Annotated in this window: 19 protein-coding genes and 3 pseudogenes; 18 read left to right on the top strand and 4 right to left on the bottom strand. The window is 59.7% G+C overall.

What is annotated here, in order from left to right:
- Positions 1–35 precede the first annotated feature (35 nt).
- Positions 36–1430 (top strand): aminodeoxychorismate synthase component I, encoded by a 1395-nt coding sequence (gene pabB, locus ACE10X_RS10340; RefSeq protein WP_375764175.1) that lies wholly within the window; start codon positions 36–38, stop codon positions 1428–1430.
- Positions 1427–2011 carry an anthranilate synthase component II gene (locus ACE10X_RS10335; protein ID WP_375764174.1) on the top strand — a complete coding sequence of 195 codons (585 nt, stop codon included), beginning with the start codon at positions 1427–1429 and terminating at the stop codon, positions 2009–2011. The genes pabB and ACE10X_RS10335 overlap by 4 nt, the downstream gene beginning before the upstream one ends.
- A gap of 482 nt (positions 2012–2493) precedes the next feature.
- On the opposite strand, the gene ACE10X_RS10330 is transcribed toward ACE10X_RS10335, so the two are convergent.
- Complete coding sequence (locus ACE10X_RS10330; RefSeq protein WP_304498901.1) at positions 2494–2682, bottom strand: hypothetical protein; 189 nt, start codon at positions 2680–2682, stop codon at positions 2494–2496.
- Between the two features lie 234 nt (positions 2683–2916).
- Between ACE10X_RS10330 and ACE10X_RS10325 the strand changes: the two are divergent.
- Positions 2917–3126 (top strand): annotated as a pseudogene (locus ACE10X_RS10325) (hypothetical protein); the annotation flags it as partial.
- A gap of 43 nt (positions 3127–3169) precedes the next feature.
- On the opposite strand, the gene ACE10X_RS10320 reads toward ACE10X_RS10325, so the two are convergent.
- Positions 3170–3532, bottom strand: a complete 363-nt coding sequence (locus tag ACE10X_RS10320) for a hypothetical protein (RefSeq protein WP_369525560.1) — start codon at positions 3530–3532, stop codon at positions 3170–3172.
- Positions 3533–3843: 311 nt separating this feature from the next.
- Here ACE10X_RS10320 and ACE10X_RS10315 point away from each other — a divergent pair, with 311 nt between their 5' ends.
- The 4 genes from ACE10X_RS10315 to ACE10X_RS10300 are packed head-to-tail and all read left to right on the top strand — an operon-like array spanning position 3844 to position 12070.
- Positions 3844–5358, top strand: a complete 1515-nt coding sequence (locus ACE10X_RS10315) for a TIGR02677 family protein (protein WP_304498900.1) — start codon at positions 3844–3846, stop codon at positions 5356–5358.
- Positions 5351–6697 (top strand): TIGR02678 family protein, encoded by a 1347-nt coding sequence (locus ACE10X_RS10310; RefSeq protein ID WP_209946058.1) that lies wholly within the window; start codon positions 5351–5353, stop codon positions 6695–6697. The genes ACE10X_RS10315 and ACE10X_RS10310 overlap by 8 nt, the downstream gene beginning before the upstream one ends.
- Positions 6687–10811, top strand: coding sequence for a TIGR02680 family protein (locus ACE10X_RS10305; protein ID WP_375764173.1), 4125 nt, complete (start codon positions 6687–6689; stop codon positions 10809–10811). Before ACE10X_RS10310 ends, ACE10X_RS10305 begins: the two co-directional genes overlap by 11 nt.
- Positions 10808–12070 carry a TIGR02679 family protein gene (locus ACE10X_RS10300; protein ID WP_038379231.1) on the top strand — a complete coding sequence of 421 codons (1263 nt, stop codon included), beginning with the start codon at positions 10808–10810 and terminating at the stop codon, positions 12068–12070. Before ACE10X_RS10305 ends, ACE10X_RS10300 begins: the two co-directional genes overlap by 4 nt.
- A gap of 568 nt (positions 12071–12638) precedes the next feature.
- Here the strand turns inward: ACE10X_RS10300 and ACE10X_RS10295 are convergent.
- A complete protein-coding gene (locus ACE10X_RS10295) occupies positions 12639–12854 on the bottom strand; it encodes a hypothetical protein (RefSeq protein WP_038379230.1) in 216 nt (71 codons plus the stop codon).
- Between the two features lie 311 nt (positions 12855–13165).
- Between ACE10X_RS10295 and ACE10X_RS10290 the strand changes: the two genes are divergently transcribed.
- The 3 genes from ACE10X_RS10290 to ACE10X_RS10280 are packed head-to-tail and all read left to right on the top strand — an operon-like array spanning position 13166 to position 15213.
- On the top strand, positions 13166–13537 hold the full coding sequence (locus tag ACE10X_RS10290; RefSeq protein ID WP_209946062.1) for a type II toxin-antitoxin system RelE/ParE family toxin: 372 nt from the start codon (positions 13166–13168) through the stop codon (positions 13535–13537).
- Entirely contained in the window at positions 13534–13875 is a 342-nt protein-coding gene (locus ACE10X_RS10285; protein ID WP_018270030.1) for a helix-turn-helix transcriptional regulator, read from the top strand. Before ACE10X_RS10290 ends, ACE10X_RS10285 begins: the two co-directional genes overlap by 4 nt.
- 24 nt (positions 13876–13899) lie before the next feature.
- Positions 13900–15213 (top strand): DUF2130 domain-containing protein, encoded by a 1314-nt coding sequence (locus tag ACE10X_RS10280; RefSeq protein ID WP_018270029.1) that lies wholly within the window; start codon positions 13900–13902, stop codon positions 15211–15213.
- A gap of 49 nt (positions 15214–15262) precedes the next feature.
- Here ACE10X_RS10280 and ACE10X_RS10275 read toward each other — a convergent pair whose 3' ends face one another.
- Positions 15263–15622 (bottom strand): hypothetical protein, encoded by a 360-nt coding sequence (locus ACE10X_RS10275; RefSeq protein ID WP_209946064.1) that lies wholly within the window; start codon positions 15620–15622, stop codon positions 15263–15265.
- Positions 15623–15901: 279 nt separating this feature from the next.
- On the opposite strand from ACE10X_RS10275, the gene ACE10X_RS10270 reads away from it, so the two are divergent.
- The 8 genes and pseudogenes from ACE10X_RS10270 (at position 15902) to ACE10X_RS10235 (ending at position 22867) form a co-directional block, all read left to right on the top strand.
- Complete coding sequence (locus ACE10X_RS10270; protein ID WP_245164070.1) at positions 15902–17056, top strand: type IV toxin-antitoxin system AbiEi family antitoxin; 1155 nt, start codon at positions 15902–15904, stop codon at positions 17054–17056.
- Positions 17057–17115: 59 nt separating this feature from the next.
- Positions 17116–17889, top strand: coding sequence for a hypothetical protein (locus tag ACE10X_RS10265; RefSeq protein WP_375764172.1), 774 nt, complete (start codon positions 17116–17118; stop codon positions 17887–17889).
- Complete coding sequence (locus ACE10X_RS10260) at positions 17849–18472, top strand: protein kinase (RefSeq protein ID WP_080586168.1); 624 nt, start codon at positions 17849–17851, stop codon at positions 18470–18472. Before ACE10X_RS10265 ends, ACE10X_RS10260 begins: the two co-directional genes overlap by 41 nt.
- A 148-nt stretch (positions 18473–18620) precedes the next feature.
- Complete coding sequence (locus ACE10X_RS10255; protein WP_141382003.1) at positions 18621–18908, top strand: hypothetical protein; 288 nt, start codon at positions 18621–18623, stop codon at positions 18906–18908.
- Between the two features lie 57 nt (positions 18909–18965).
- Positions 18966–19193, top strand: coding sequence for a hypothetical protein (locus ACE10X_RS10250; protein ID WP_018270024.1), 228 nt, complete (start codon positions 18966–18968; stop codon positions 19191–19193).
- Positions 19194–19642: 449 nt separating this feature from the next.
- Positions 19643–19767 (top strand): annotated as a pseudogene (locus ACE10X_RS10245) (DUF932 domain-containing protein); the annotation flags it as partial.
- A 429-nt stretch (positions 19768–20196) separates the two neighbouring features.
- Positions 20197–21267 (top strand): annotated as a pseudogene (gene istA, locus ACE10X_RS10240) (IS21-like element ISBj11 family transposase); the annotation flags it as partial.
- A gap of 88 nt (positions 21268–21355) precedes the next feature.
- Positions 21356–22867: an ISNCY-like element ISBj12 family transposase gene (locus ACE10X_RS10235; RefSeq protein WP_011084703.1), complete on the top strand. Its 1512-nt coding sequence runs from the start codon at positions 21356–21358 to the stop codon at positions 22865–22867.
- The last annotated feature ends 121 nt before the right edge of the window (positions 22868–22988 follow it).

Genomic DNA, 22988 nt, shown 5'->3' with positions numbered 1-22988 from the left:
TCACAACGTGCTGCCCTTCGGTAACAGATAACCTCATGCACGTCCTGGAGATGCCGTGGATTGATCCAGTCAAGGCGTTGCGATGCTTTGCGCAGCGGCCGCACCTTACCTTTCTCGATAGTGCGGCAGAGCATGAGGTGCTTGGGCGCTACTCCTATCTGGCCTGCGAGCCGTTCAGCACATATTTTGTGTCGGATGGACAGGCTAGTTGGAACGGAAAGATCGTTGCAGGTGATCCATGGGTCGTCCTCCGCAACCTTCTAGCCAGATATCGAGAGGCGCATCGCCCCGATCTCCCGCCGTTCCAGGGCGGCGCTGCCGGCTTCCTTGGTTACGATCTGAACCGAACGCTGGAGCGACTGCCGCGGCCGTTGATTGTCGGTCTGCAATTGCCTCAAGCGGTACTAAATTTCTATGACGTGGTGATCAGCTTCGATCACCGGGACCGCAAGTGCTGGATCGTCTCAACCGGATGGCCGGAGCAGGACTCCGCTCGGCGAATTGAGCGTGCGCGCTGTCGCGCCGACGAGTTTGCGGCGCTGCTAGCCAGGCCAAGGTTGCCGCCGCTCACGATTCCCAGCACGGCGGGCGCATGGCATTCGAACTTTGGCCGAGAAGGCTTCATCGCGGCGGTCCAGCGCGTCGTCGAGTTGATTCTGGCCGGGGATATATTCCAAGCGAACATCGCACAACGCTTCAGCGCCAAGGTATCGCCCCTGTTCGATCCCCTCACCTTCTATTGCCAGCTGCGGTTATCGAACCCGGCACCATTCGCTGCCCTCTTGCGCTACGACAAGATGACGATTGCATCGAGCTCTCCCGAGCGATTTCTAAGACTTGACGGACGACAGGTCGAAACTCGCCCCATCAAGGGAACAATCGCGCGCTTCGTGGATCCAGAGGAAGATCGGCGCCGCGCCGAAATCCTCCTTGCATCCGAAAAGGACCGCGCCGAGAACATCATGATCGTCGACCTGTTGCGCAACGATCTGTCACGCGTTTGTACAGACAATTCGGTCGAGGTTGCAGCACTGTGCAACCTCGAATCCTATGCTTCAGTGCACCACCTGGTCTCGGTCGTCAGGGGCGCACTTGCTGCAGATCAAGACGCCGCCAGTCTACTTCGCGCCTGCTTTCCAGGCGGCTCCGTGACCGGAGCTCCGAAAGTGCGAGCAATGCAAATCATTGCGGACATTGAGAAAGTGGCACGAGAGGTCTATTGCGGGGCGATTGGCTTCATCGGATTCAATGGACAGATGGATACCAACATTGCGATCCGCACCGTGATGATTGACGACGACCAGGCTGTGTTCCATGCAGGAGGCGGAATAACGGCGATGTCGGATCCGGAAGCCGAATATGAAGAGACGCTTGCCAAGGCCGAGCGACTGTTCGATGCCTTTAATGCCGATCCGTCCGGTGTATTTTGATCTTCATCATCGACAATTACGACTCCTTCGTTTTCAATATTGCGCGCTACTTCCGCAAGCTTGGCGCAAAAACGGAAGTTGTCCGGAATGACGCGATCCGCTGCATCGATCTTGTTGCGTTCAGGGCACGGGCGATCGTCATCTCCCCCGGCCCCTGCACACCAATGGAGGCCGGGATATCCACAGCGGTTGTCCGCGAACTTTCGGGCCGCATCCCTATTCTCGGCATCTGTCTCGGGCACCAGTGTATTGGGAGCGTTTTTGGCGGCCGGGTTGCGCGCGCCCGTTGTCCGATGCACGGCCGGGCTTCCGACATAGCTCACGATGGCCGAGGATTATTCAAAGAGCTCCCGTCTCCACTTTCTGTTGGACGCTACCATTCTCTGGCGATTGAACTCGGTGAGTCGGACGCCTCGCCTCTCGTGGTGACAGCCCGTTCAAATGAAGGTGAAATCATGGCTCTGTCCCATCGCCATCACCCAACCCATGGCCTGCAGTTCCACCCGGAGTCAGTACTTACCGATCAAGGCGACGCGCTACTTATGAATTTCTTGCGCTTAGCAGAGAGCTTCCGAGCGTGAAGCCGGAGAGTTTATCGCGCAAGTGGCGCCTACTCCGCAAGAACGAATGGCAGGCTGCGCGCCTTTCGAATCTAGCCCTGTAAAACGACGAAACAGCTTCGACCTGTTGAAGGTGTAACCGAAAAGAAGAGCTCAGTTGGTACGCCGCGTACGCAACTTTTTCTTTTGCTACAGGCTGAATTGAATTACTTGAAGCCAGCACGCGTAGACCTCTTCGCATCACCTTCATTCGGTGAATCAGGATCATCCTTTAGCCAAATTGCAAATTTGTTTTGCGAGATCCGCCGGGAGATTGGCGGTGCCTAAGCGGTATACTCTCCTACCGCTGCCCTAACGGGCGTTTCCTCCCTTGACTTGGCCGCCGGTCCTATGGATCGGCGGCTCACTTCGGTATCGGGAGGTCAACGCTTTCAGGGAATCATAGATCAATCTGGAGCTCGACGACGACGGCGCTGGGGGGCCATTGTGTATCGGGATTGAAACTATTTATGCAGCATAGAGGTGTGCAATTCAGCATTCGAGAAGTATTGCCGGGCGAGTGGCGCTATAGTTTCCAACTCGATGGCAAGACGATCGGTGGCCGAACCCGAACGAGGTTGGAGCTTCTTGCGGTTCGTCGGGTCAAGGATCGCATCAATCGTGAATTGAATCGCAGCACGGCGAGTTGACATAGGGGTGCTCTCCTGTCCAATGCCATTGACGAGATGCGAAGCTGAGGGGGCGGATCCACTCTTCCGCAGTCCAGGCAAAACCACTATTTGGTGCGTTAAACGCACCTATATTGAACCAATTGCTTGGGTTCCCGGCAACGGGCGGTCGGTGACGGCTGAGCTAACTAGATGGAACAAAAAGTGGCGGGCCGAAGCTGCGAGTAACGCGCATGCCGGCAACAAATCTGCTCGAAGCATCCGAAGGCGATGCCCGTGATATTGACGACTGAGGAGGAAGGTGAGGTCTGGACGCGCGCGTCTTGGGACGAAGCGAAGGCGCTGCAGCGCCGATTTCCTGAATTGCTTCGTACGAGGGGCAAGAACTCGATCTTCTCGTCTTCGCCAGGGGCTGCGCGTTCGATCTTATCGACTTTTCCCTGGCTGAAGTTGTCGTCCCGGCCCTGAATGAGCTCGGAACCGAAACGTAGGGTCGCATCTTCTCGTACATTTACGTCTCGACGATCGCGCGTTTGTCCACGTCTCGAAGCACCGGGATGCTCAGACTGCGGGATGATGCTTTCGGCCCAGCAATATCGGATGCCTTCTTCCAACTGTCGTCTATGGTGAGACCAGCAGGCAGCTCGTGCTCTTTGAACTTCCCGCTTGAGCCGACGGGACGCTTCAGAACGACGCCCGGTGCCGCCGTGGTCGCTGCGATGACGTCTCGATCCTCGCTTTCCTTCGCCGCGCCCTGATGGAAAGATTGCTGTCCACGCCCCAGGCTTTCAGAGCCAGCCTTCATCGACGGAGCCGCGATCGCCAAGTCGAAGAAGCCGAGCGAGGTTGGGTAAATCTTCAGCTTCCTAGCCATGCCTAAAGCGCGGCGGGACACTTGACAGGAGACGGACGCAGAAAGCCTTTCCAGTTGGCACGGGGCGCCATGAACTCGATACTCCGTTTCGGGGCGGGTCTAAAATTCAAGACGGCTATCTAAACCCGGTTCCGACAGAACAGGTCTCAAAAACAGCGATGTCGTCGGCTTTTGCCGCACCGCACAAGAAATTGCGGTGCTAGACTTGTTCAACCCTCCGTCTCTCCCGGTTGACCTACACAGCCGTTCACTTATTGTTCCTCGCTGATTAAATCACCACTAAGTCCCCCCTCTGTTTGCAGCGGCATTCCATGAGAGTTGATGCACGTGAGCTATTCAAACATGTCACCGCCGAAAAGTCCGAACTCTATCGGAAGATCATGGATGCGTTCGCCGCGGCCAAGCGACAGTTCCGTCTCCATCTCAGACCCGACGAAGTTCTTGGTGAAGCGCAGTGGAATGCCGCACCTCCCAGGATCGAAGATCTTCAGGGCGCATTGGCGCAACTAACCGAATGGGGCAATCTCGAGTCGCAGCCTGACACGGCCCGTGTCGCTAGCATCAGCGATTTCTATCGTGCGCGTTTCCTCTATCGTCTTTCTGAAGGCGGGGAGGCGGTCGAGTCAGCCCTTGCTGTATTCAGCCAAGCACTAAGGCGGCGAGCCGAGCTGCAGAGCGTTGCGCTCGAAGACATCGCAAAGCAGCTGCAGGTTCTACGAAACCTCGCGCAAGAATCGGTGTTCGACGCCGCGAAAATTCATGAGACGCTGCGTGATTTGGTTCGAGTCTTCGAAAGTCTCGCCGAAAACGCCCAAGCGTTCATGGTTAGCATCGGACGCAGCATCGAGCTTCAACATTCGGATATAAACGCAATTATCGCCTACAAGAAGAGATTGATTGACTATCTTGATCGATTCATCGGTGACCTTGTCAGCCGCTCGGGTGGTATTGCGCAGCATCTTGTCGCGCTTGACCCAGTCATTAGCCCCCTTCTGCAGCAGGCGTCACAACGCGAATCGCGAGACGCGGCTCCTGTACAAGAAAACGAACAGGAAAAGCCTTCAACGCAGTCGCTTGATGCTTGGACAGAGCGATGGAAGGGACTGCGAGGATGGTTTGTCAGCGCGGGAAATGATCCGCCGCAAGGCGAAGTGTTAAGATCGAGGGCTCGATCTGCTATCCCGCATCTGCTCGCGGTCATCGCTGCATTGAACGAACGCCGCAGCGGTCGCAGCGATCGATCCGCGGACTTTCGTGTCCTTGCCCATTGGTTTGCGGATTGCGCCAGCGAGGACGAGGCACATCGGCTTGCCCGCGCTGCGTTCGCACTCAATCCGGCCCGGCACTTCCTGATCGGCGCGGAAACAAGCGATCTGCCGGCTACGACGCCTTGGAATGATGCTCCGCCCGTGCGCATACACCCGCGCTTGCGCGAATATGGCGAGATGGCTCCGCGTGGCCCGCTCCCGCGCGTGCAGGATCGTCAAGCCGAGCGAGAACGACTCCAGGCGCAATTGACGGAAGAAGATCGTGAAATCCAGGAGGCGCGCTCGCGGCTCGCGAGCGGCGAGCCCACGCGTCTGTCCGAGCTCGGCGAGCTCGATCGTCACGGGTTCCACCTGTTTCTCACCCTGCTAGGTGAAACGCTTCCAGCGCAGACACACCCCGACGAGGTTGTCGAACGACAAACTGGCGACGGCCTGTTGCGGGTCCGCCTGGAGCCGCTCGACGCAGACTCGACTGCAGAGATCGCAACCGAAACAGGGCTGTTCACCGGTCGCGACCACCTTCTCACCGTGACGTCGATGGAAGCGCGACATGAGTAGCGTGACGGAACAGCAGGACGGTCAAATCCGGCGTGGCGACGCCGGACGCCCGGATGGCAAGGCGACCCGCGTCCAGAGCCAGCACATTGGACTGCATCAAGCACGCTACGTGCGAGAGGAGATTTCAACCGCGCTTCGCGCTCTCTTAATGACACCGCTGATGACGTCAGCGCATCCTGATTTCGCGGCTGTACGTCGACATTCCGAAACCCTCAGAGAATGGTTCGCGCGCGAAACGGGATGGATACTGAATGTCGAGCGCGACTGCGCTCGTCTCTTCAAGCGTCCTGCTGATCTTCTCGATTCCACGCGTGGCTTCCCGGATTACGATAGACGCCGCTATATCCTGTTCTGCTTGGCGTGCGCCGTCCTTGAGCGCGCTGATCCGCAGATCACGCTACGCGTTCTTGGCGATCGGCTGCTTGCATTCGCCGCGGAGCCTTCACTGAATGCCCTTGCCTTCAGTTTCACGCTGCAGACGCACCACGAACGACGCGAACTTGTGGCCGTCTGTCGCCATCTTTTAGACATTGGTGTTCTCGTTCGCGTCGCGGGTGAGGAAGAGGGCTTCGTGCATCACGTTTCCGAGACTTCCGAACATCTGCATGATGCGCTCTATGACATCCAGCGTCGCGTCCTCGCCGGGATTCTTGCCGCAGTACGCGGTCCTTCAACATGGGCCGCAGAAGAAGCGCCGCAGGATGTAGAACAGCGGTTGCAAGCCCTTACCGCTGAACATGTGCCGGACAGCGACGACGGCCGCAGGACCGCTACACGGCGTGACCTGTCGCGACGCCTCCTCGACGATCCGGTCGTGTACACCGACTCGCTCGATCCAGTGACGCGCGCGTACTTCTTGAATCAGCGTGGCCCGATGGGAGCTCGCCTTGCGGAAGCTGCTGGTCTCGTTCCCGAACAGCGCGCGGAGGGATTGGCGCTTGCTGACGAAACCGGAACGCTCACCGATCTTTCCATGCCGGCGGAAGGCACCGAGGCGCACGTCACGCTCCTGGTAGCCGAACATCTTGCGGGTACGCTCCGCGATGGAGGCGAGCGTGAACATCAGATCTCAACTGAAGTCGACATCACGGATTTCATAGAGAAGGCGCGAGAACGCTATGGTCGTTATTGGCGAAAATCCGCACGGGAGCCAGGCACGCAACGTGAACTGGCGCGTATCGCATTGGAGCGGTTGCGCAAGCTTCGTCTGATCTCAGTGTCGGCGAACGGTGTCCGTCCGTTGCCTGCAATAAGTCGCTTCGCCGTCGGACAGGCGGAGATTCGGGAAGCCGGCACGGCGCGCAAATCAGCCGGTCAGCAAGATCACGATGCGCAATAACGGAGCCCAGCCGGACCTGCCCGCTCCCGCCCGCGAGCGGTGGCAGCCGCTTCGCCTCGGATTGGTCGATCTCTTTCACTACGACAGCGAGGAGTTCTGGTTTCGCGATGGACACCTGCTGCTTCGTGGGAACAACGGGACCGGAAAGTCCAAGGTGCTCTCCTTGTCGCTTCCATTTCTGTTTGATGCCCAGCTGAAATCGTCCAGAGTTGAACCGGACGGCGACGCGACGAAGAAGATGGCCTGGAATCTGCTGCTCGGCAAGCACGAGCGCCGGATGGGTTACACCTGGATTGAATTCGGGCGCTTGTCAGAGGACGGACAGCCACGGTACCTCACTCTGGGCGGTGGTTTGTTGGCGGTCGCGGCACGGCCGAACGTCGATAGCTGGTTCTTCATTCTTGACGGTCAGCGCATTGGTGAGGACGTTTGGCTCACGAGCCCGCAGCGCGTTGTGCTGACCAAGGAGAAGCTTCGAGAGACGCTGGCCGATCATGGGCAAGTCTACGACACAGCGGCCAGCTATCGCCGTGCGGTAGACGAACATCTCTTCCAATTGGGTCATGCGCGCTATTCGGCGTTGATGGACACGCTGATCCAGCTTCGGCAACCGCAGCTATCGAAGAAGCCGGATGAAGGCAGTTTGTCGGCCGCGTTGACGGAAGCACTCCCTCCCATGTCCACCGATCTTTTGACCGACGTGGCCGATGCGTTCAATCAACTTGAGGAAGACCGTCGCCAGCTGCAGGACTACCAGGCGCTCGCTCGTCACGTCGGTCAATTCACGGATCGGTATCGGACTTACGCCAGGACGCAAACACGACGACAGGCGCGAGGCTTGCGGAGCGCGCAAACAGGCTTCGACAATGCCAGTCGTGCAGCTAATGAGGCTCGCTCTGAGCTCGCAGCTCTAGAAGCGGCGGAGGAAGAGGCTAATGGCGCCCATAGCGCTGCAGAAGAGACCGTGGCCACAAACCGAACGCGCTGGGAAGTGCTGCTATCTGACCCGGCGAACAAGGACGCAAATCGACTGGATTCTGCCGCAAGAGAGGCGAGCGATCGCAAACGTGAGGCCGAACAGGCTGACGCAAGGTCAACGGCATCGAAGAGCCGCTTTGTCAGCGAACAAAGCGCTACATTTGAAAGGGGCGAACGCCTCGCCAGCATAGGCGGCCAGGTACTTGAGGTTAGAAAAGCCGCCTTGCCGCTCGCTCAGCTCAGTGGCACCGACCAACAGTGGAACCAGGGACTTCTGACCGGGTCGGATATCGCCGAGCTCGCTGAATTGAACGAGCTGGCTTGCGAAGCTGCAAAAAGCGATCTGCAGCAAATCATTGAGCGACGTCGTGGACAGGTTGCGCATGTGAGGAGTCTACGGGGAGCCGTCGACGAGGCCGAGCGGGATCATGACGCGAAGGATCGGTCACATCAGGAGCGGCAGGAGGAAGCGAAGGCAGCCCAGGCCCGACGTGATGCAGCGGATCAGGCCGTGGAAAGTGAGGGACGTGCACATCTTGATGCCTGGGCGACGCACTTTGGTACGCTGCAGCAATTGACGTTGCGAGACGCACAAGGATCGCTGAATTTGCTCGCGACGTGGGTTGTTACCCTGGAGGGGGAGAACCCGGCGCGCGGTTCGTTGCAAGAAGCTCAGCAGGTCGCCAGCGAGCGCCTCGCCACGCGCCGTTCGGCGCTCATCGCTGAACGACGGGCAATCGAGAACGAAGAGGCGGATCTAACGGCCGAGCGTGAGCGCCTTGAAAAAGGCGTGGACGCTGTACCGTCCATTCCGCCATTTCGCGCGGCGGGGGTTCGAGTTGACCGCAGTGGCGCGCCTCTGTGGCAGCTGGTTGATTTCCACGAGCGTCTTGATGCCTCGGAGCGCGCCGGCCTCGAAGCCGCACTTGAGGCATCGGGACTTCTCGATGCATGGGTCGAGCCTGACGGAACTGTGCACATTCCGAGTGGGCCGCGACGGCTCCATGATACGGAACTGGTAGGACGGCCGCGTCAGGTGGAAACGTTGGCGCACTGGCTGCAGCCTGCGGGAGATCAAGTCTCGGCGGACATTGTCACGAGCCTGCTACTTGGCATGAGCTGCACGGAGCAAGATAGCGGCGAGGCGGAGACCTGGCTATCGCCGACCGGATGCTTCCGAATTGGCGCGCTCTCCGGCGCCTGGTCAAAACCCGTTGCAATCTATATAGGTTATGCCGCCCGCGCCGCGGCTCGCGCGCGCCGGCTTGAGGCTATCTCGGTCAGGCTTGAGGAGCTCGCTCAAGCACGAGCTGCTCTGGAAGATCGCTTTTCGGAGCAAGCGCGCGACCAAGAGCGTGCCGCGGAGGAGTGGCGTGGTGCCCCTGGGGACGATTCATTGCGAGCCTGCCACGCCGAAGTAACATCGGCTGCCCGTGAATTTACCTCGGCTTCCGGTCGGCTCGAGCAAGCCGCGCAAAGACTGGCGGAATCTGTCGAGCGCCGAAAGAGTGCGCGCTCGATCCTGCATAAAGACGCTCAGGACCTGCATCTTCCCGACGACTACGCTCAATTGAACGCCGTCGACACCACGCTTGCGCAGCTGACGGAAAAGGTATTTGCGCTCGCTCATGCGGCTCGTGAGTTGCGCCAGGCTCAATCGGAATTGCTGAAACAACAGAACCGTGAACGAGATGCCAAACAAGAAGCGGACGCAAATATTGCGCACGCAATCGAGCAGGGGCGCAATGCCAGCGAGGCGAGGATACGGCTGGAGACGCTGCAAGAAACCGTAGGCGCGAAGGTTGCCGAATTACAAGCCAAGCTTGAGACCGCCCGAACCGCGCTCGAGCTCAGCGAAGCTGATTTGAAGAGAAAGGGAGCAATTGCCCGAAGCGCGAGTGAGGAACGGGCGCGGGCGGAGCAAAAAGTGACCTCAGCCGACGAGCTATTGCAGGAGCGGATTGCAGGGCGTCAACAAGCCGTTGCTCGATTGCAGGGATTTGCTGCAACCGACCTTCTGCCGATCGCCCTTCCTGAAATTGACCTACCTGACTCTCGAGCAGCGTGGACGATTGAGCCGGCGCTGACGCTCGCGCGCCGAGCCGAACAGGCCCTATCAGACGTTCCGCATGATGATGAGGCGTGGAAGCGGATCCAAAGTCATCTCTCTGTGGATTACACCGAACTCAGCCGCGCCCTTAGCGCGCTCGGTCACCAGGCGCAAATGGACCAAACGGCCGACTATGGACTGGTGGTCACTGTCGTCTATCAAAATCGGCCGGAAAGGCCGGATCGGCTTACGGAACGGCTCAAGTATGAAATTGCTCAGCGTCGAGAGCTGCTGACGGCACGCGAGCGAGAGATACTGGAAAATCACCTCCAGGCCGAGATTGCCGCGGCGATCCAGCGATTGATGCAGGATGCAGCTCGGAAAGTCGATGCCATCAACGAGGAGCTGTACAAGCGACCAACGTCGACCGGAGTCCGCTTCAGGCTGCAATGGCTTCCGCTGGCCGAGGGGGCCGAGGGGGCGCCCGTTGGATTGGATGCTGCCCGAAAGCGGCTGTTGAACACAAGCACGGATCTTTGGAGTCCCGAGGACCGCAGCGTGGTCGGAGCCATGTTGCAGGATCGAATCGATATCGAGCGGGCGAACGCGGATTCGACGACGGGCGGTAGCCTTCTCGATCAATTGAGCCGAGCTCTCGACTATCGTCATTGGCACCGGTTCACGGTCCAACGTTGGCAGGACAAGCAGTGGCGCAAGCTGTCCGGGCCTGCATCGAGCGGCGAACGCGCGCTTGGCCTGACGGTCCCGTTGTTCGCGGCGGTCGCCAGCTTTTATAGCCAGAGCGGCTCGCCCCACTCTCCGCGCCTCGTGTTGCTCGACGAGGTTTTTGCCGGCATTGACGATTCTGCGCGGGCCCACTGCATGGCATTGATTCGTGAGTTCGACCTCGACTTCGTCGTAACAAGCGAACGCGAGTGGGGGTGCTATGCTGAACTACCCGGCGTCTCGATCTGCCACCTTCAGAGAATTGAGAATATCGATGCAGTACACGTCTCCCGTTGGACCTGGGATGGCCGCGCCAAGCAGCGTGAAAATGATCCAAATCGAAGGTTTGCAGGCGCATGATTGACGGGGACGGCCGTCTCCAGCGTCTGCTCGGCGGCGATGCGCTGGCTCCACTTAGAAAGCGTCTTCGACAGCGCTTCGAGCGAGGCCCCGTGGATGGAAAGATACAGGGGCTTCGGCTTTCGAATCTCAGCAGCGCCGAGCATGCGGCACTTGCCGGGCTGATGGGTCGACCGGCTCGTTTCTCAAGTTCCATGCAGGTCGATGTGCAAATGATCGACGCCGCCCTGAGCCGAGCAGGTGTCGCACCATCACTACGCGACGCGCTGGAATCAATAGACGGTCCGATCATTCACGCAGAGACGGCTCGGGCCGAGTTGAGAGCAGGATGGTCGAAGGCGCTGTCTGGCGCAACCCATCAGGATCTTTCGAGCTTTCTCCAAACGCCCTTCGGGATGGGCCTGGTGAAGCGGCTCTCGAATGGTGACACAGACGTCGCCACCCGACTTTGCTCGCAGGCAGATATTGTGCTCAAGCTTCTACCAGCCAAGGGTATGACCCGGGCACAGCTGGCGGCGAAAAGCCTTGGCGACGCGCACGCGCTCGACACGGGACAAGCCGTAGCGACGTTGGTACTCGCGATTTGGCGCAAGGTGAATCTCGACCGGGACATTTGCGACGACGCGCCAGCGCTTGAGAGCGCCAGGGTTCGCGACAATGGCGAGGAGCGGATTCGTGACATTTGGGCCAAGGCAGGAATTCTGGTCAATGAACTCGCGCGGCCTGCCCTGTTTTTGAACCTCCAGATCAGCAGCGGCCGCTTGTTGCCGCTGCCGTCAGGCGAGCCAACTTACGCCTCACTGCGCTTTTTGTTGCGGTCCGATCCCCTCTGGATGGTCAAAGGACAAGACATCTACGTTTGTGAAAACCCGAATGTTCTCGCGATCGCAGCCGACGAACTTGGCGTGAACTGTGCGCCCATGGTGTGCACTGAGGGAATGCCTGCCGCCGCCCAACGCGCCATATTGCAGCAACTCGCAATCGCGGGCGCCCGCCTGCACTATCATGGAGATTTTGATTGGCCAGGCTTGCGCATCGCCAATCACGTCATCCGTGAGTTTGGGGCCGTACCCTGGCGGTTCGACGCCAAGGAATATGTGGCGGCAGTGGCACGAGCGCCGCGTCCCGGCTTTGCATTAGCCGGCCTCGAGGTCCACGCCTTATGGGACGATGCTTTGACAGCATCGATGCGAACCCACGGTCTTGCGATCGCCGAAGAGAGCCTGACCGACGACTTGTTACAGGATCTGGCTCGATGATCGTCCGATCTACCCTCGTCATACACGGGCCATTGGCGACACGAATGCAGCGTCTTGCGGCGGCGCGCCAGGGAAACATCGGACGTGAAACCCTTACCCTTCCACTTGTCGCCGCACGTCTCGCCGGCGGTTTTATAGCCCCGGTAACGACTGGAGTTCTCTATCCTGCGATTCAGGCGGCATTGGCCGGCGGAAGTTCCCAGGACCTCGGTAACGTCCCAAGCCTGCCGGGGATGCCCGCGCCGTTCATCAGGCGCTCGATGCGGTGTGGCGTACTTTTCATCCCTTCCCCATGACGTCGGTCGCTTTGCTGATCTGTTGCTGCTCGAGACCCGCTTAAGGGAACTTCTTCCTTCCTCCAGGAGACTGCCGCGTGATCTGCGTGACGCCGCGATGTCGCGCGTGTTCCGGTCGAACCTGCTTGGGCCTGTCACATGGAAGGGATTGTCGAGACCGACGCGGTCTGGCGCCTTTTGCTCAACGAAATCGCCAGGTTGACCGATCTTGCGTGGGATACCCCTGTCCAGAGTGAGAATGCATGGTTCAAAGGCACGGTTTGCCGTAGACCTCAATTGCTCCGGCCGACGTTTCGGCTGGCCACCTGCTCCAGCTTGATTTCTGGCGCCGATTTCTGAATGCGCATTGCTTCGCGAAGAGACTGGATCTCGATGGGACACGGCTCGCCCTCCTGCACAGCACCGCCCAAGACAAATACCTTCAGCTCCGCAACATTCAGGCGACCATCATCGACGATATGCAATCTGCGGATATATTCGGTTTTCATCGTGATAGAATGTATAAGCGCTGTCGGCTTTGGTTAGCCCATGTAGCCGTATTCCTGCATCTCTCAGCTCATCGATATCCATCTGAATGGTCCTTAGCATAACGACCTCATCGGGTTTTCGTCCATGAGGCTGGAAGAGCGCAGGGCAGCTGCAGCAGCGCTGATCAACATGATGGAGATCGTCGATGCCAGCCACTTGGCTGGGCTACGCCGGCTGTGCCGATAGTGGCGACGGCAATTGCACGCCCCCCTGATGGCTCCTTTCGTAGGCGGATGTTGACAAGCGACTATAGGTATATTACTATAATTGTGTGAATGATCTACTGCGCACGATCAAACCCACCGTATTCGTGGGTTCGAGCAAGAAAGACCTGCGGGCATTTCCCGCGGCCGTCCGAAGCGAGATCGGCCAGTCCCTTTTCGAAGCGCAGCTTGGCGAATACCCGCGCAACGCGAAGCCTCTAAAGGGCTTTGGCGGGGTTTTGGAGATTCGCGACAATTTCGACGGTGATACCTACCGCACCGTCTACACAACGCGTTTAGAGGGCGTCCTGTACGTCCTGCACGCATTCCAGAAAAAGTCCACCAGCGGCATTGCCACACCGCAAAGACACATTGACCTGGTCCGGCAGCGCCTACGCGACGCCGAGGCCATTCACAGGGCAACAAAGGGAGACCGATGATGAGCACGAAGAAGAAGCTGCCCGCCCATAGCCGGGGCTCCGGCAACATTTTCGCCGATCTCGGCCTGCCGAACGCCGAGGAGCACCAGCTCAAGGCTGCTCTCGTTGTCCAGCTGAAGCGGTTGATGGCGGAGCGGGAGATTACCCAGACCGAAGCCGCCAAACTCGTCGAGATGAAGCAGCCGGACCTGTCCAAACTGCTTCGGGGGCATTTCAAGCTGGTTTCGGTGGAAAAGCTGCTGCGGATGCTGACAGCGTTCGATCAGGATGTCGAAATAACGGTAAAGCCACATCGGAAGCGTGGCGAGGTCGGCCGGATCACATTCATTCCGGCCTAGTACAACTGCTGAACGGGAGGGGTCATGACATTCAAAGCGACCGCGGCTGGGGCCGCGCATGAACCTACCCTTCGCTGTCCCAATTGCAACCACGAGATTCGGCTCACCGAATCGCTCGCCGCTCCCCTCCTCGCGGATACCCGGCAGCGTTTCCAGGAACAACTCGCCAGCAAGGACGCCGAGGTCGCACGAAAGACCGAAGCACTCCAACAGGAGCGCGAGAAGCTTCAAAAGGATCGTGAACAGGTCGAGGACCAGGTCGCCAGCCGACTGGCGGCGGAGCGAAGCCAACTCGTCGCCGCAGAAGCGAAAAAGGCGCGCGAGGCAGCCGCGGCCGAAGTCCAGGCCCGGACGAACGAGGCGGCCGAGCTTCGCCAAATGCTCGACGCGAACAACGCCAAATTGGCGGAGGCGCAGCAGGCGCAGGCCGAACTCATCCGCAAGCAACGCGCACTCGATGAAGAGAAGCGCGAGCTTGACCTGACCATTGAGAAACGCGTTCAGGCGCAGATTGACCCGATCCAGATCAAGGCCAGGCAGGAGGCCGACGAGGCGGCACGGCTGCGCGTCGCCGAAAAGGACCAGACCATTGAATCAATGACGCGCACCATCGAGGAGCTGAAACGCAAGGCTGAACAAGGATCGCAGCAGTCCCAGGGCGAGGTGCTGGAGCTTGAGCTGGAGGAATTACTTCGCGGCCGGTTTCCGACCGACACGATTGAGCCGGTCGGAAAAGGCGAGCTTGGCGCCGACGTGATCCAGCAGGTCAACGGGTCGATTGGCCAGCCTGCTGGCATTATTCTCTGGGAGACGAAGCGTACCAAGGCGTGGAGCGACGGCTGGCTTGCGAAGTTGCGGGACGACCAGCGCCGCTCCGGCGCCGACGTCGCCTTGATCATCTCCCATGTCTTGCCTAAACATATCGAGCAGTTCGACCTGGTCGACGGCATCTGGGTGGCTCATCCGCGTTGCGCATTGCCCGTAGCGGTTGCGCTCCGCCAAGCGCTGATCGACGTGAGCACCTCGCGCCTCGTCCAACAAGGTCAACAGACCAAAATGGAGCAGGTCTACCACTACCTGACGGGAACGAAATTTCGGCAGCGTGTCGACGCCGTAGTCGAGAAGTTCAACGACATGCGCGAAGATCTCGACAAGGAACGCAAATTTATGGGACGCCAGTGGGCCAAGCGGGAGACCCAGATACTGGCCGTCATCGATTCCACGGTGGGAATGATCGGCGACCTTCAGGCCATCGCTGGAAAAGCCATGCCGGAGATTCCGAGTTTGGAGGTGCCATTGCTGGAAAATGACAGCGAACTGGAGCGAAAGCTAGGATAGCACTGCAGCAGCTGGTGCTCCGGAGCCACACTGCTAATCGCAGATGCGATTATGTCAGTTTTCGGAGTCGATCGGCTAGTTGAGCGTACCGGACACCGTTTCCGTCGGAGAAATGCCCGCACCACGCGGCAAGGAACAGCTTCTCTAAATCAAATCTCTTTTCGCGCCGTAGAATGATGGCAATGCGCCAGGGATAGTACGGCGCCGGGACTTCGCCCATCTTCAGGTACTTGGAAAATGCGTCGGCAACGATGGCCGTCTGCTCTCCGAGATTGTTATCAATTGCCTTCAGGTGGTGTCCGAATTCGCCTTCGCTTAGCGAAAGAAAAGCGGGTCCGGACGAGGCTTGATTGCAGCTTTCGCCGCTCGCAAGCATTCGCTCGATAACGGCACGCTGATTGGCGGACATCTACCTCGACCTTATCGGGAGGCAGCTAAGGGAAGCGAAGCCGGCAGCGGCGGCCGCGCGGGATGGATTTGCCGATCCGGCACCCGAAGGGCCGAAGGGAAACCGTTTCCGCCGGTTCTGTGGGTTCCCAGCCTTCGGGCGCGTCCCGCCAGCGGGGACCGGGCTCTCGCGAGCCGTCGTCTCGAACCTTTGGGCTACGGGGGGAGGTCTGAGTGCATATGGAATCGAGCAGAGCAATTGGTTACTACTAGTTTTCACTCGAAATTGCTATTTCAGCGAATGCTGAAGACGATCTTTTCAGTGAAATTGCTTGACTATTTTCACTGGTATGGCTATTTTCAGCAAATGCTGAAACTATACCCCACAGTGAAATTCGAGAAGGAAGCCGCCCACCGGCTGCAAGCCGTTTTGGCCGAAGTCCCGTTCCTCTCCGTGGTGGCCGTCAAGCAGAACGTCATTGACCTTGATCATCGCCGGGAGCTCGACCTGCTCGTTGAAGTCAAGTCGAATGGACGCCCCCAGAAGATCGTTTGCGAGTTCAAGAGCAATGGCCAGCCGCGCATCGTGCGGGCCGCGATTGACCAGCTCCGGCACTACGTAAAGAGCCTCGACAAGGGCGCGTACGGCGTCGTCATCGCGCCCTACCTGTCGCCCGCCGCGCAGGGCCTCTGCCGTGAAGAGAATATTGGCTTCCTAGACTTTGAAGGCAATTGCCGTCTGGTCTTCGGGGGCGTGTTCATCGAACGCGCGGTTCCTCTCAAGCCCGCGACCGAGCGCCGCGAAATCAAATCGATCTTTGCACCAAAGTCCGCCCAGATTCTCCGTCTGCTGCTACGCGATCCCAAACGTGCCTGGAAGGTCGCCGAGCTTGCCGAACAAGCTAATGTGAGCCTCGGCCATGTCAGCAATGTCCGCCATGCCTTGATTGACCGCGAATGGGCAAGCACCGACCGCGAAGGGCTTAGCCTTATTCGTCCCGACGCGCTGCTCGATAGCTGGCGGGCGGTCTATGAAAAGCCACCAGGCCAGCAGCTTCTCTTTTACACCACCTCACACGGCAGCGCCTTGCAACAGCGCCTGCCGAACGTCCTCGAAGAGGCCAGCCGCAAGGGTGAGGCCATGCTGGCCTCCTTCTCGGCGGCGCAGTGGCTCGCGCCATACGCCCGTATAAGTACCAACTATTTTTACGCCGATGAGAAGGGCCTCTCGGTACTCAAAGAGCGCCTTGATTTGTCCTCCCCGGCACGCGGTGAGAATGTTAGCGTCCTGCAAGTCGAGGACGAGGGACTCTTTCGGGATTCCATCGAGCCCGCGCCGTATGTCCGGTGCACGAGCCCCGTCCAGACCTACCTTGACCTCTACGTAGCCGGAGAGCGCGGAAGGGAAGCCGCCGAGCATCTCCGCGAGGAAAAGCTCCAATGGCAAAAGAAGTGAAGCCCGAGCCGCAGTCCGCTGCCGACTACGACGAGCGCACCACGGCGGCCGTGAAATCCGTGCTGGTCGAAATGGGCCAGATCCTCGGCAGCTTCAAGGGCAAGTTCGCGGTCATCGGCGGCGCTGTGCCCTGGCTCCTGCTTGAGAACGAGGACATGGCCCATGTCGGCACGCTCGATATCGACATCGCGCTCGATGCCGCAGCCCTCAAGGACGACGCCGAATACAAGGCGCTCATCGAAAACCTAATGGAGAACGGCTACGACCAGCGCACCGAGCTCAAGAAGTTTCAGCTCGTGCGACAGGTCGTCCCCAACGACGGCAGCCCGCCCATCGACGTGATCGTCGATTTCCTGATGCCGCGCCATGTCGAGCTCACCAAGAACAAGCCGGCCCTCATTGAGAATTTGGCCGTTCAGCGCGCAGACGGCGCCGATCTTGCGCTCCAGTTTTATCAGATGGTGGCGATCGACGGCTCGATGCCCTCGGGCGGCAAGAACCGCGTCGAGATCGCGATCGCCTCGATCTCGGCTCTTCTGGCCATGAAGGGCTATGCCATCCAAAACCGGCATAAGCAGAAGGACGCCTACGATATCTATTACTGCATCCGCAATTACCCCGGCGGGCTGCAGGCGCTCGCCGCGGATTGCAAGCCGCTGCTCGAGTTGGCGGAAGGCAAACAAGGCTACGCCCACATCGCCGGAAAGTTTGTCAAGGAAGATGCCTACGGCCCAACGTCGGTGCGGAAGTTCGTCGAGGAAACGAATCTCCTCGGAGACCGTCCCCCGATCAATGGCAACAGGACGCTTTCGGACAGGTGCAGGCCTGGCTGAAGGCCTTGGGGCTGGTCTAGCGGGAACAAGCCCATGGGAAAAACAAAGGGCCCTTGGCGGCCGATGGAACAGCGGCGACACGCTCGATCAGGGTGGCCAGACCCAGGTTATTCTCGTCGAAGATCTTATGGGACAATACCAAGGGCCCTGTGCCCTCAAGCGCGTGTTCAACGCCGAGCGCCATGAGCGCTTCCGCGACAAGGTCGACGCGATCAAGATACTCTCGCACCCTAACATCGTGCCGCTGCTCGATCACTCCGCGCTCGATGCCGTTCCCGGTGACGACGCGCAGCAAAACCTTGTCATGCCGCGCGCCAAGGGCGGCAAGGTTACCAAAGCCGTGGACCGCTACCGGGGCAGGCTCGACGACGTGCTGACGGTCGCCATCCAGATCGCCCGTGGCCTTCAGGCCGCTCCCGCGGCCTGCATCATCCACCGCGACGTCAGGCCGGAGAACATCCTCTTTCCAGGCGAGGGGCACGCGATTTGGGTCGCAGATTCCCTTTGCGCTGTGCAGCGTACTGAGGTCGACGCGACCAGTCCCCCTCGACAAGGCCGGCCAATGGGAAAGCGGGATGTCTAGGGCGTTAGCCGGATCAGTATAGGTCCACACTCCGTCGGAGGTCAGGTTGCCTTTTTTTGTCACAAAGGCTGCGGCGACGTTCCGCTGAGATTGGCGTATTGGCCCCGTGCCCGTCTTTGATATGAGACATTCTCTCAGGGGAGATCGCATGAAGCCCCAATGGATCGACGCCATTTACGGGATCATTCCCAGCATACGCATAGAGATTGATACGGCCCCTTCGTTCCGATCGGGTCGGTTTGCAGGAAGCACCCGTGATGCTCCAGCGGCAAGCAGTTTTGGCCTTGTCGCGCGTCGCGTCTCGTATGATTTTTGTTTGAGAATGCAGGGAAATGGCTGTTTTACGGTCAAAAAGGCGCATTCCGAATGCACCGGCGGAGCAAATGGTCAGCGGTTCAACGGCAGCACGATTTCGAACAAAGCGCGCTCGGGGTGATGCTCCGTGGGCATCACCCAATGCCGCAAATGAGATCGCGAGACTTCGATCGCGCCGGTGGGCCTCGAGCATTTGGGAGGCCAATATCCGGCGCTTCGCCGCGCCTACGGCACGGGTGAAGATGCGGAGCGCGTCGCGGAAAAGCTGATCGAGGGAGCAGAAGACTTCGAGGAAGTGTCTGGTCCGAACTACTGGCTCACCAAGCTCTATCGAGCCTTAGCTGGCAACGAAGACTTCTGTGACGGCGGCTTCGAAGCGGTTCGGGTTCAAGCAGCCGATGCGTAACGGGGAGCGATAGCCATGCTTTATGCCTGGGTCGGCGACCAGAAACGCGCACCCATCACGAAGGGAGAGCGCACGACGTGCCGCGACCGCGGCGGTCTGCTCACCGCCGTCATGCCGGTCGAGAACACCCCCACTGGCGGCACAAGGCGGGCGACTGTGACCCCTGGAGTGAGCCGGAAGGACTTTGGCATCTCGGCTGGAAAGAACTTTTCGATATATCGTGTCGCGAGATCGCTTTGCGCGATGCGATGACCGGAGAGCTTCATCGCGCCGACGTACTAGTCGGTAGCGGCACCACTATGGCCGCTATTCTGGAACTGCAGCACACCTCGATCAGCGAGGACGAACGCAACGCACGCGAGGCCTTTTATCGACGAGGGCATCGGATGTTCTGGCTGGTCTACGTCCACAACGAAAGCTCGTTCCTGGGACCTATCGGACACGCCAGCGCGCCGCCCCACTGGAGCTTCGGCCAGCTTGCAAGCCAGGTTAGCACGCCGGCCGCTTACCTGCGGCAGCTTCCTGCGCAGCACGCGCAGGCATCAACCTGCAATATGGCCTGACGACCAATCGCCGAGCAGATCAAAAACGCTCTCGAGCGCCCCGTAAGAATAAGATACTCTGAACGACAGCGCTGCCAAGTGAGCTCGTTCGATCGAAACAATACGCTTTCGAGAGGAAGTATGAAAGACGGCGGCGGCGGGGCAGTTTCTTCAGCAAACGAGCCGTAGCAGCCGCTGCATCCGGCTCAGTCTTACCCGCATGGGGTTCGACCAAATGTCAGGCCCCCGTATTCCGCGCGGGTGGACATCATGCGACAACGTTGAGAGAGCTATGGCTTGCTGCCGCGCGGCGAACAGGATGGAAGTGGAGCGTCGACCATGATGAGAGGGCTACGCCGGGCTCGTGACGCAGGGAGGGCGTAGCCCGACCGGAGTTACGAGCCCGGCGTCGGCGCGATCCACAGCGGACCGCGCCGACTGGTGATCGCGGCCGGCTGGTTATGCAAGTGGTTCTTCCGCCAAGAGGAATCACTCGCGTGCCAGGCCGACACATTACCGATCACCAAATGAGGCTCTACATGAAGTACCGTCAGACCGATAGCCCGCCCGTGGCCGCCGCCAAGGCGTCGTTCAGCACCTCGACCGCTTACCGGATCGAGCAGGATCGACGCCTTCCGTCGCAGAAGAAGGCTCCTCGCGGCCGTCGCCGGCCAGATCCCTTGGCCCGCGTATTTGAGACAGAGATCGTGCCGATGCTGAAGGCCGCCCCCGGTGTGCGGCCGGTCACGATCTTCGAGGAGTTGCTCCGACGCCATCCTGAGCTCGGCGCCGGCATCCGTCGCACGCTGGAGCGCCGGATCCGGGCCTGGCGGGCGATCCACGGCGAGGAGCAGGAGGTCATCTTCCGGCAGACCCACGAACCCGGTCAGCGCGGCCTGTCCGACTTCACCGACATGGGCGAATTGGGTGTCACGATCGCGGGCGTGCCGCTCGACCATCGTCTCTATCACTTCCGGCTGGCCTATTCCGGGTTTGAGCACGCCCATGTCGTGCTCGGCGGTGAGAGCTTCATCGCTCTGGCCGAAGGCCTGCAGAATGCCTTGTGGTCACTCGGTGGAGCGCCACGGGAGCATCGCACCGACAGCCTGTCGGCCGCCTTTTGCAATCTCGACCGCGACGCCAAAGACGATCTGACGCGGCGATACGAAGACCTCTGTGCCCATTACGGCATGCGCCCCTCCCGCAACAATCGTGGCATCGCCCACGAGAACGGGGCGATCGAGAGTTCGCATGGCCATCTCAAGCGGGCGGTCGGCGACGCGCTGTTGCTGCGTGGCACCGCCGACTTCGACGATCTCGCTGCCTATCGTGGCTTCATCGATGAGATCGTCAGCCGCCGCAATGCCCGCAACGCCAAGCGGATCGACAGCGAACGTACCGCACTTCAGGATCTGCCGGACCGCCGCACGTCGGACTATGAAGAGGTGATCGTCCACGTGACATCGTCCGGCGGCTTCACCTTGCGCAAGGTGTTCTACACGGTGCCGTCGCGCTTGATCGGCCATCGGCTCGCATTGCCTCGCCTTAATTGTTACCGGATCCTAAGCCGTTGCCTCACGTAAATTGCTCCCCTGGACCGGGAACGAGCGAGGGGCGGAGATGGGGTGGCTAAGCATGGCAACGCGGAAGGAACTGACGGCGGCGGCAGGCGTGCGCTATCGGCGGTCGGATCGCGCGAAGAAGGCGCGGATATTGGACGAGTTCGTCGACATCACCGGATTCCATCGGAAGCATGCGATGCGTCTACTTCGAAACCAGGAAGGCGTACATCCGGGCCGACGGGCGCGACGTCGGATATATAATGAAGCAGAACACACCGCACTCGTGCTGCTTTGGGAGGCGTCAGACCGCATCTGCGGGAAGCGACTGAAAGCATTAATGCCCGCGCTGATTGAGGCGATGGAACGGTACGGGCACCTCGACCTTGCCCCTGAGATTCGCACCAAACTTTTGGCGATGAGCGCTGCGACGATCGACCGCGCCTTGGTGCGGGTTCGAGAAAAATTGGGTCGCAAGCGCCGGCGGCACGCGGGGCATTCCCTGCGTCGCAGTATTCCAATACGGACTTCGGCAGATTGGAATGATCCGGCGCCGGGATTCGTCGAGGCCGACCTTGTAGCGCATAGCGGTCCATCTGCGCGCGGCAGCTTCATCCAGACCCTCGTGCTCACCGACATTGCTACCGGCTGGACAGAGTGCGCACCTCTGATCGTGCGCGAACAGACGCTGGTGAGCACGGTGCTGACGGAATTGCGCAAGCAATTGCCTTTTGCGCTGCTCGGCTTCGACACGGACAATGACACCGTGTTCATGAATGAGACGTTGAAGGCCTACTGCGAGGCGGCCAACATTGTCTTCACGCGTTGCCGTCCCTACCGGAAGAATGACCAGGCGTTCGTCGAGCAAAAGAACGGCGCCGTCGTGCGCAGGATGGTCGGCTATCGTAGGTTCGAAGGCCTGGAGGCGGCCAAGCTACTGGCGGAACTCTATCGGTCAGCGCGGCTGTTCGTAAACTTCTTCCAACCTTCGTTCAAACTGTTAGCCAAGCAGCGCGACGGTGCTCGTGTACGTAAGACATACAGCGCGCCGGCAACACCCCACCAGCGCCTGTCAGCGGACGCCCGCACGCCTGATGCGGTCCGCCACCATCTCCAGGAAATCTATACCGCTCTCGATCCGGTCACGTTGTTGCGCGACATCCGCGACGTGCAGGAGCGCCTCGCGGCGCTCGCGGATATCCAACCATCCGCCCATCCTGCTGCGGCATCACAATCGATTGATCGCTTCCTGGCAAGCCTGCGAACGGCCTGGAAGGACGGCGCCACGCGCCCGACGGATCGGCCAATCGTGAAGGCTAAAAGGGGCCGGCGTCGTCCCGATCCGCTTATCCGGGCAACGTCAGATTTGAGAAAATGGTTTGAAGCCGAGCCTTGGCGGACCGGCAGCGAACTGCTCTCGCGCCTGCAGGTGGAATATCCTGGAGACTATCCGAACAAGCTTCTTCGAACCCTTCAACGTCGGTTGAAATCCTGGCGCAGCGAGCAAGCGAATGCGCTGCTGTTTGCTTCAGAAAAAATGCCGCCAGGGCATGAGGTCACAACACCCCAATGACGTGCGAGGTGCCAGCGGAGGAGGCCGGGCGCTCCGAAACCCCGGCCATCTCCGCACCCGGCCTCCTCCTCAACTCAGGCCAGGAGCAAAATAAATGAGGCAACTGATCGCGCCCGGGAGC

The organism is Bradyrhizobium sp. Pha-3, assembly GCF_042258325.1.
Taxonomy (GTDB): Bacteria; Pseudomonadota; Alphaproteobacteria; order Rhizobiales; family Xanthobacteraceae; genus Bradyrhizobium; species Bradyrhizobium elkanii.
Note: the sequence above shows the minus strand (reverse complement) of the source record. Positions and strands in the feature narration are given on the sequence as shown.

Bases quoted from the DNA above. Each gene is read 5' to 3' on its own strand.
- pabB (WP_375764175.1), top strand. From the start codon at position 36: ATGCACGTCCTGGAGATGCCGTGGATTGATCCAGTCAAGGCGTTGCGA.
- ACE10X_RS10330 (WP_304498901.1), bottom strand. From the start codon at position 2,682: ATGTCAACTCGCCGTGCTGCGATTCAATTCACGATTGATGCGATCCTT.
- ACE10X_RS10320 (WP_369525560.1), bottom strand. From the start codon at position 3,532: ATGGCTAGGAAGCTGAAGATTTACCCAACCTCGCTCGGCTTCTTCGAC.
- ACE10X_RS10315 (WP_304498900.1), top strand. From the start codon at position 3,844: ATGAGAGTTGATGCACGTGAGCTATTCAAACATGTCACCGCCGAAAAG.
- ACE10X_RS10310 (WP_209946058.1), top strand. From the start codon at position 5,351: ATGAGTAGCGTGACGGAACAGCAGGACGGTCAAATCCGGCGTGGCGAC.
- ACE10X_RS10305 (WP_375764173.1), top strand. From the start codon at position 6,687: ATGCGCAATAACGGAGCCCAGCCGGACCTGCCCGCTCCCGCCCGCGAG.
- ACE10X_RS10300 (WP_038379231.1), top strand. From the start codon at position 10,808: ATGATTGACGGGGACGGCCGTCTCCAGCGTCTGCTCGGCGGCGATGCG.
- ACE10X_RS10295 (WP_038379230.1), bottom strand. From the start codon at position 12,854: ATGAAAACCGAATATATCCGCAGATTGCATATCGTCGATGATGGTCGC.
- ACE10X_RS10285 (WP_018270030.1), top strand. From the start codon at position 13,534: ATGATGAGCACGAAGAAGAAGCTGCCCGCCCATAGCCGGGGCTCCGGC.
- ACE10X_RS10280 (WP_018270029.1), top strand. From the start codon at position 13,900: ATGACATTCAAAGCGACCGCGGCTGGGGCCGCGCATGAACCTACCCTT.
- ACE10X_RS10275 (WP_209946064.1), bottom strand. From the start codon at position 15,622: ATGTCCGCCAATCAGCGTGCCGTTATCGAGCGAATGCTTGCGAGCGGC.
- ACE10X_RS10270 (WP_245164070.1), top strand. From the start codon at position 15,902: ATGCTGAAGACGATCTTTTCAGTGAAATTGCTTGACTATTTTCACTGG.
- ACE10X_RS10260 (WP_080586168.1), top strand. From the start codon at position 17,849: ATGGCAACAGGACGCTTTCGGACAGGTGCAGGCCTGGCTGAAGGCCTT.
- ACE10X_RS10255 (WP_141382003.1), top strand. From the start codon at position 18,621: ATGAAGCCCCAATGGATCGACGCCATTTACGGGATCATTCCCAGCATA.
- ACE10X_RS10235 (WP_011084703.1), top strand. From the start codon at position 21,356: ATGGGGTGGCTAAGCATGGCAACGCGGAAGGAACTGACGGCGGCGGCA.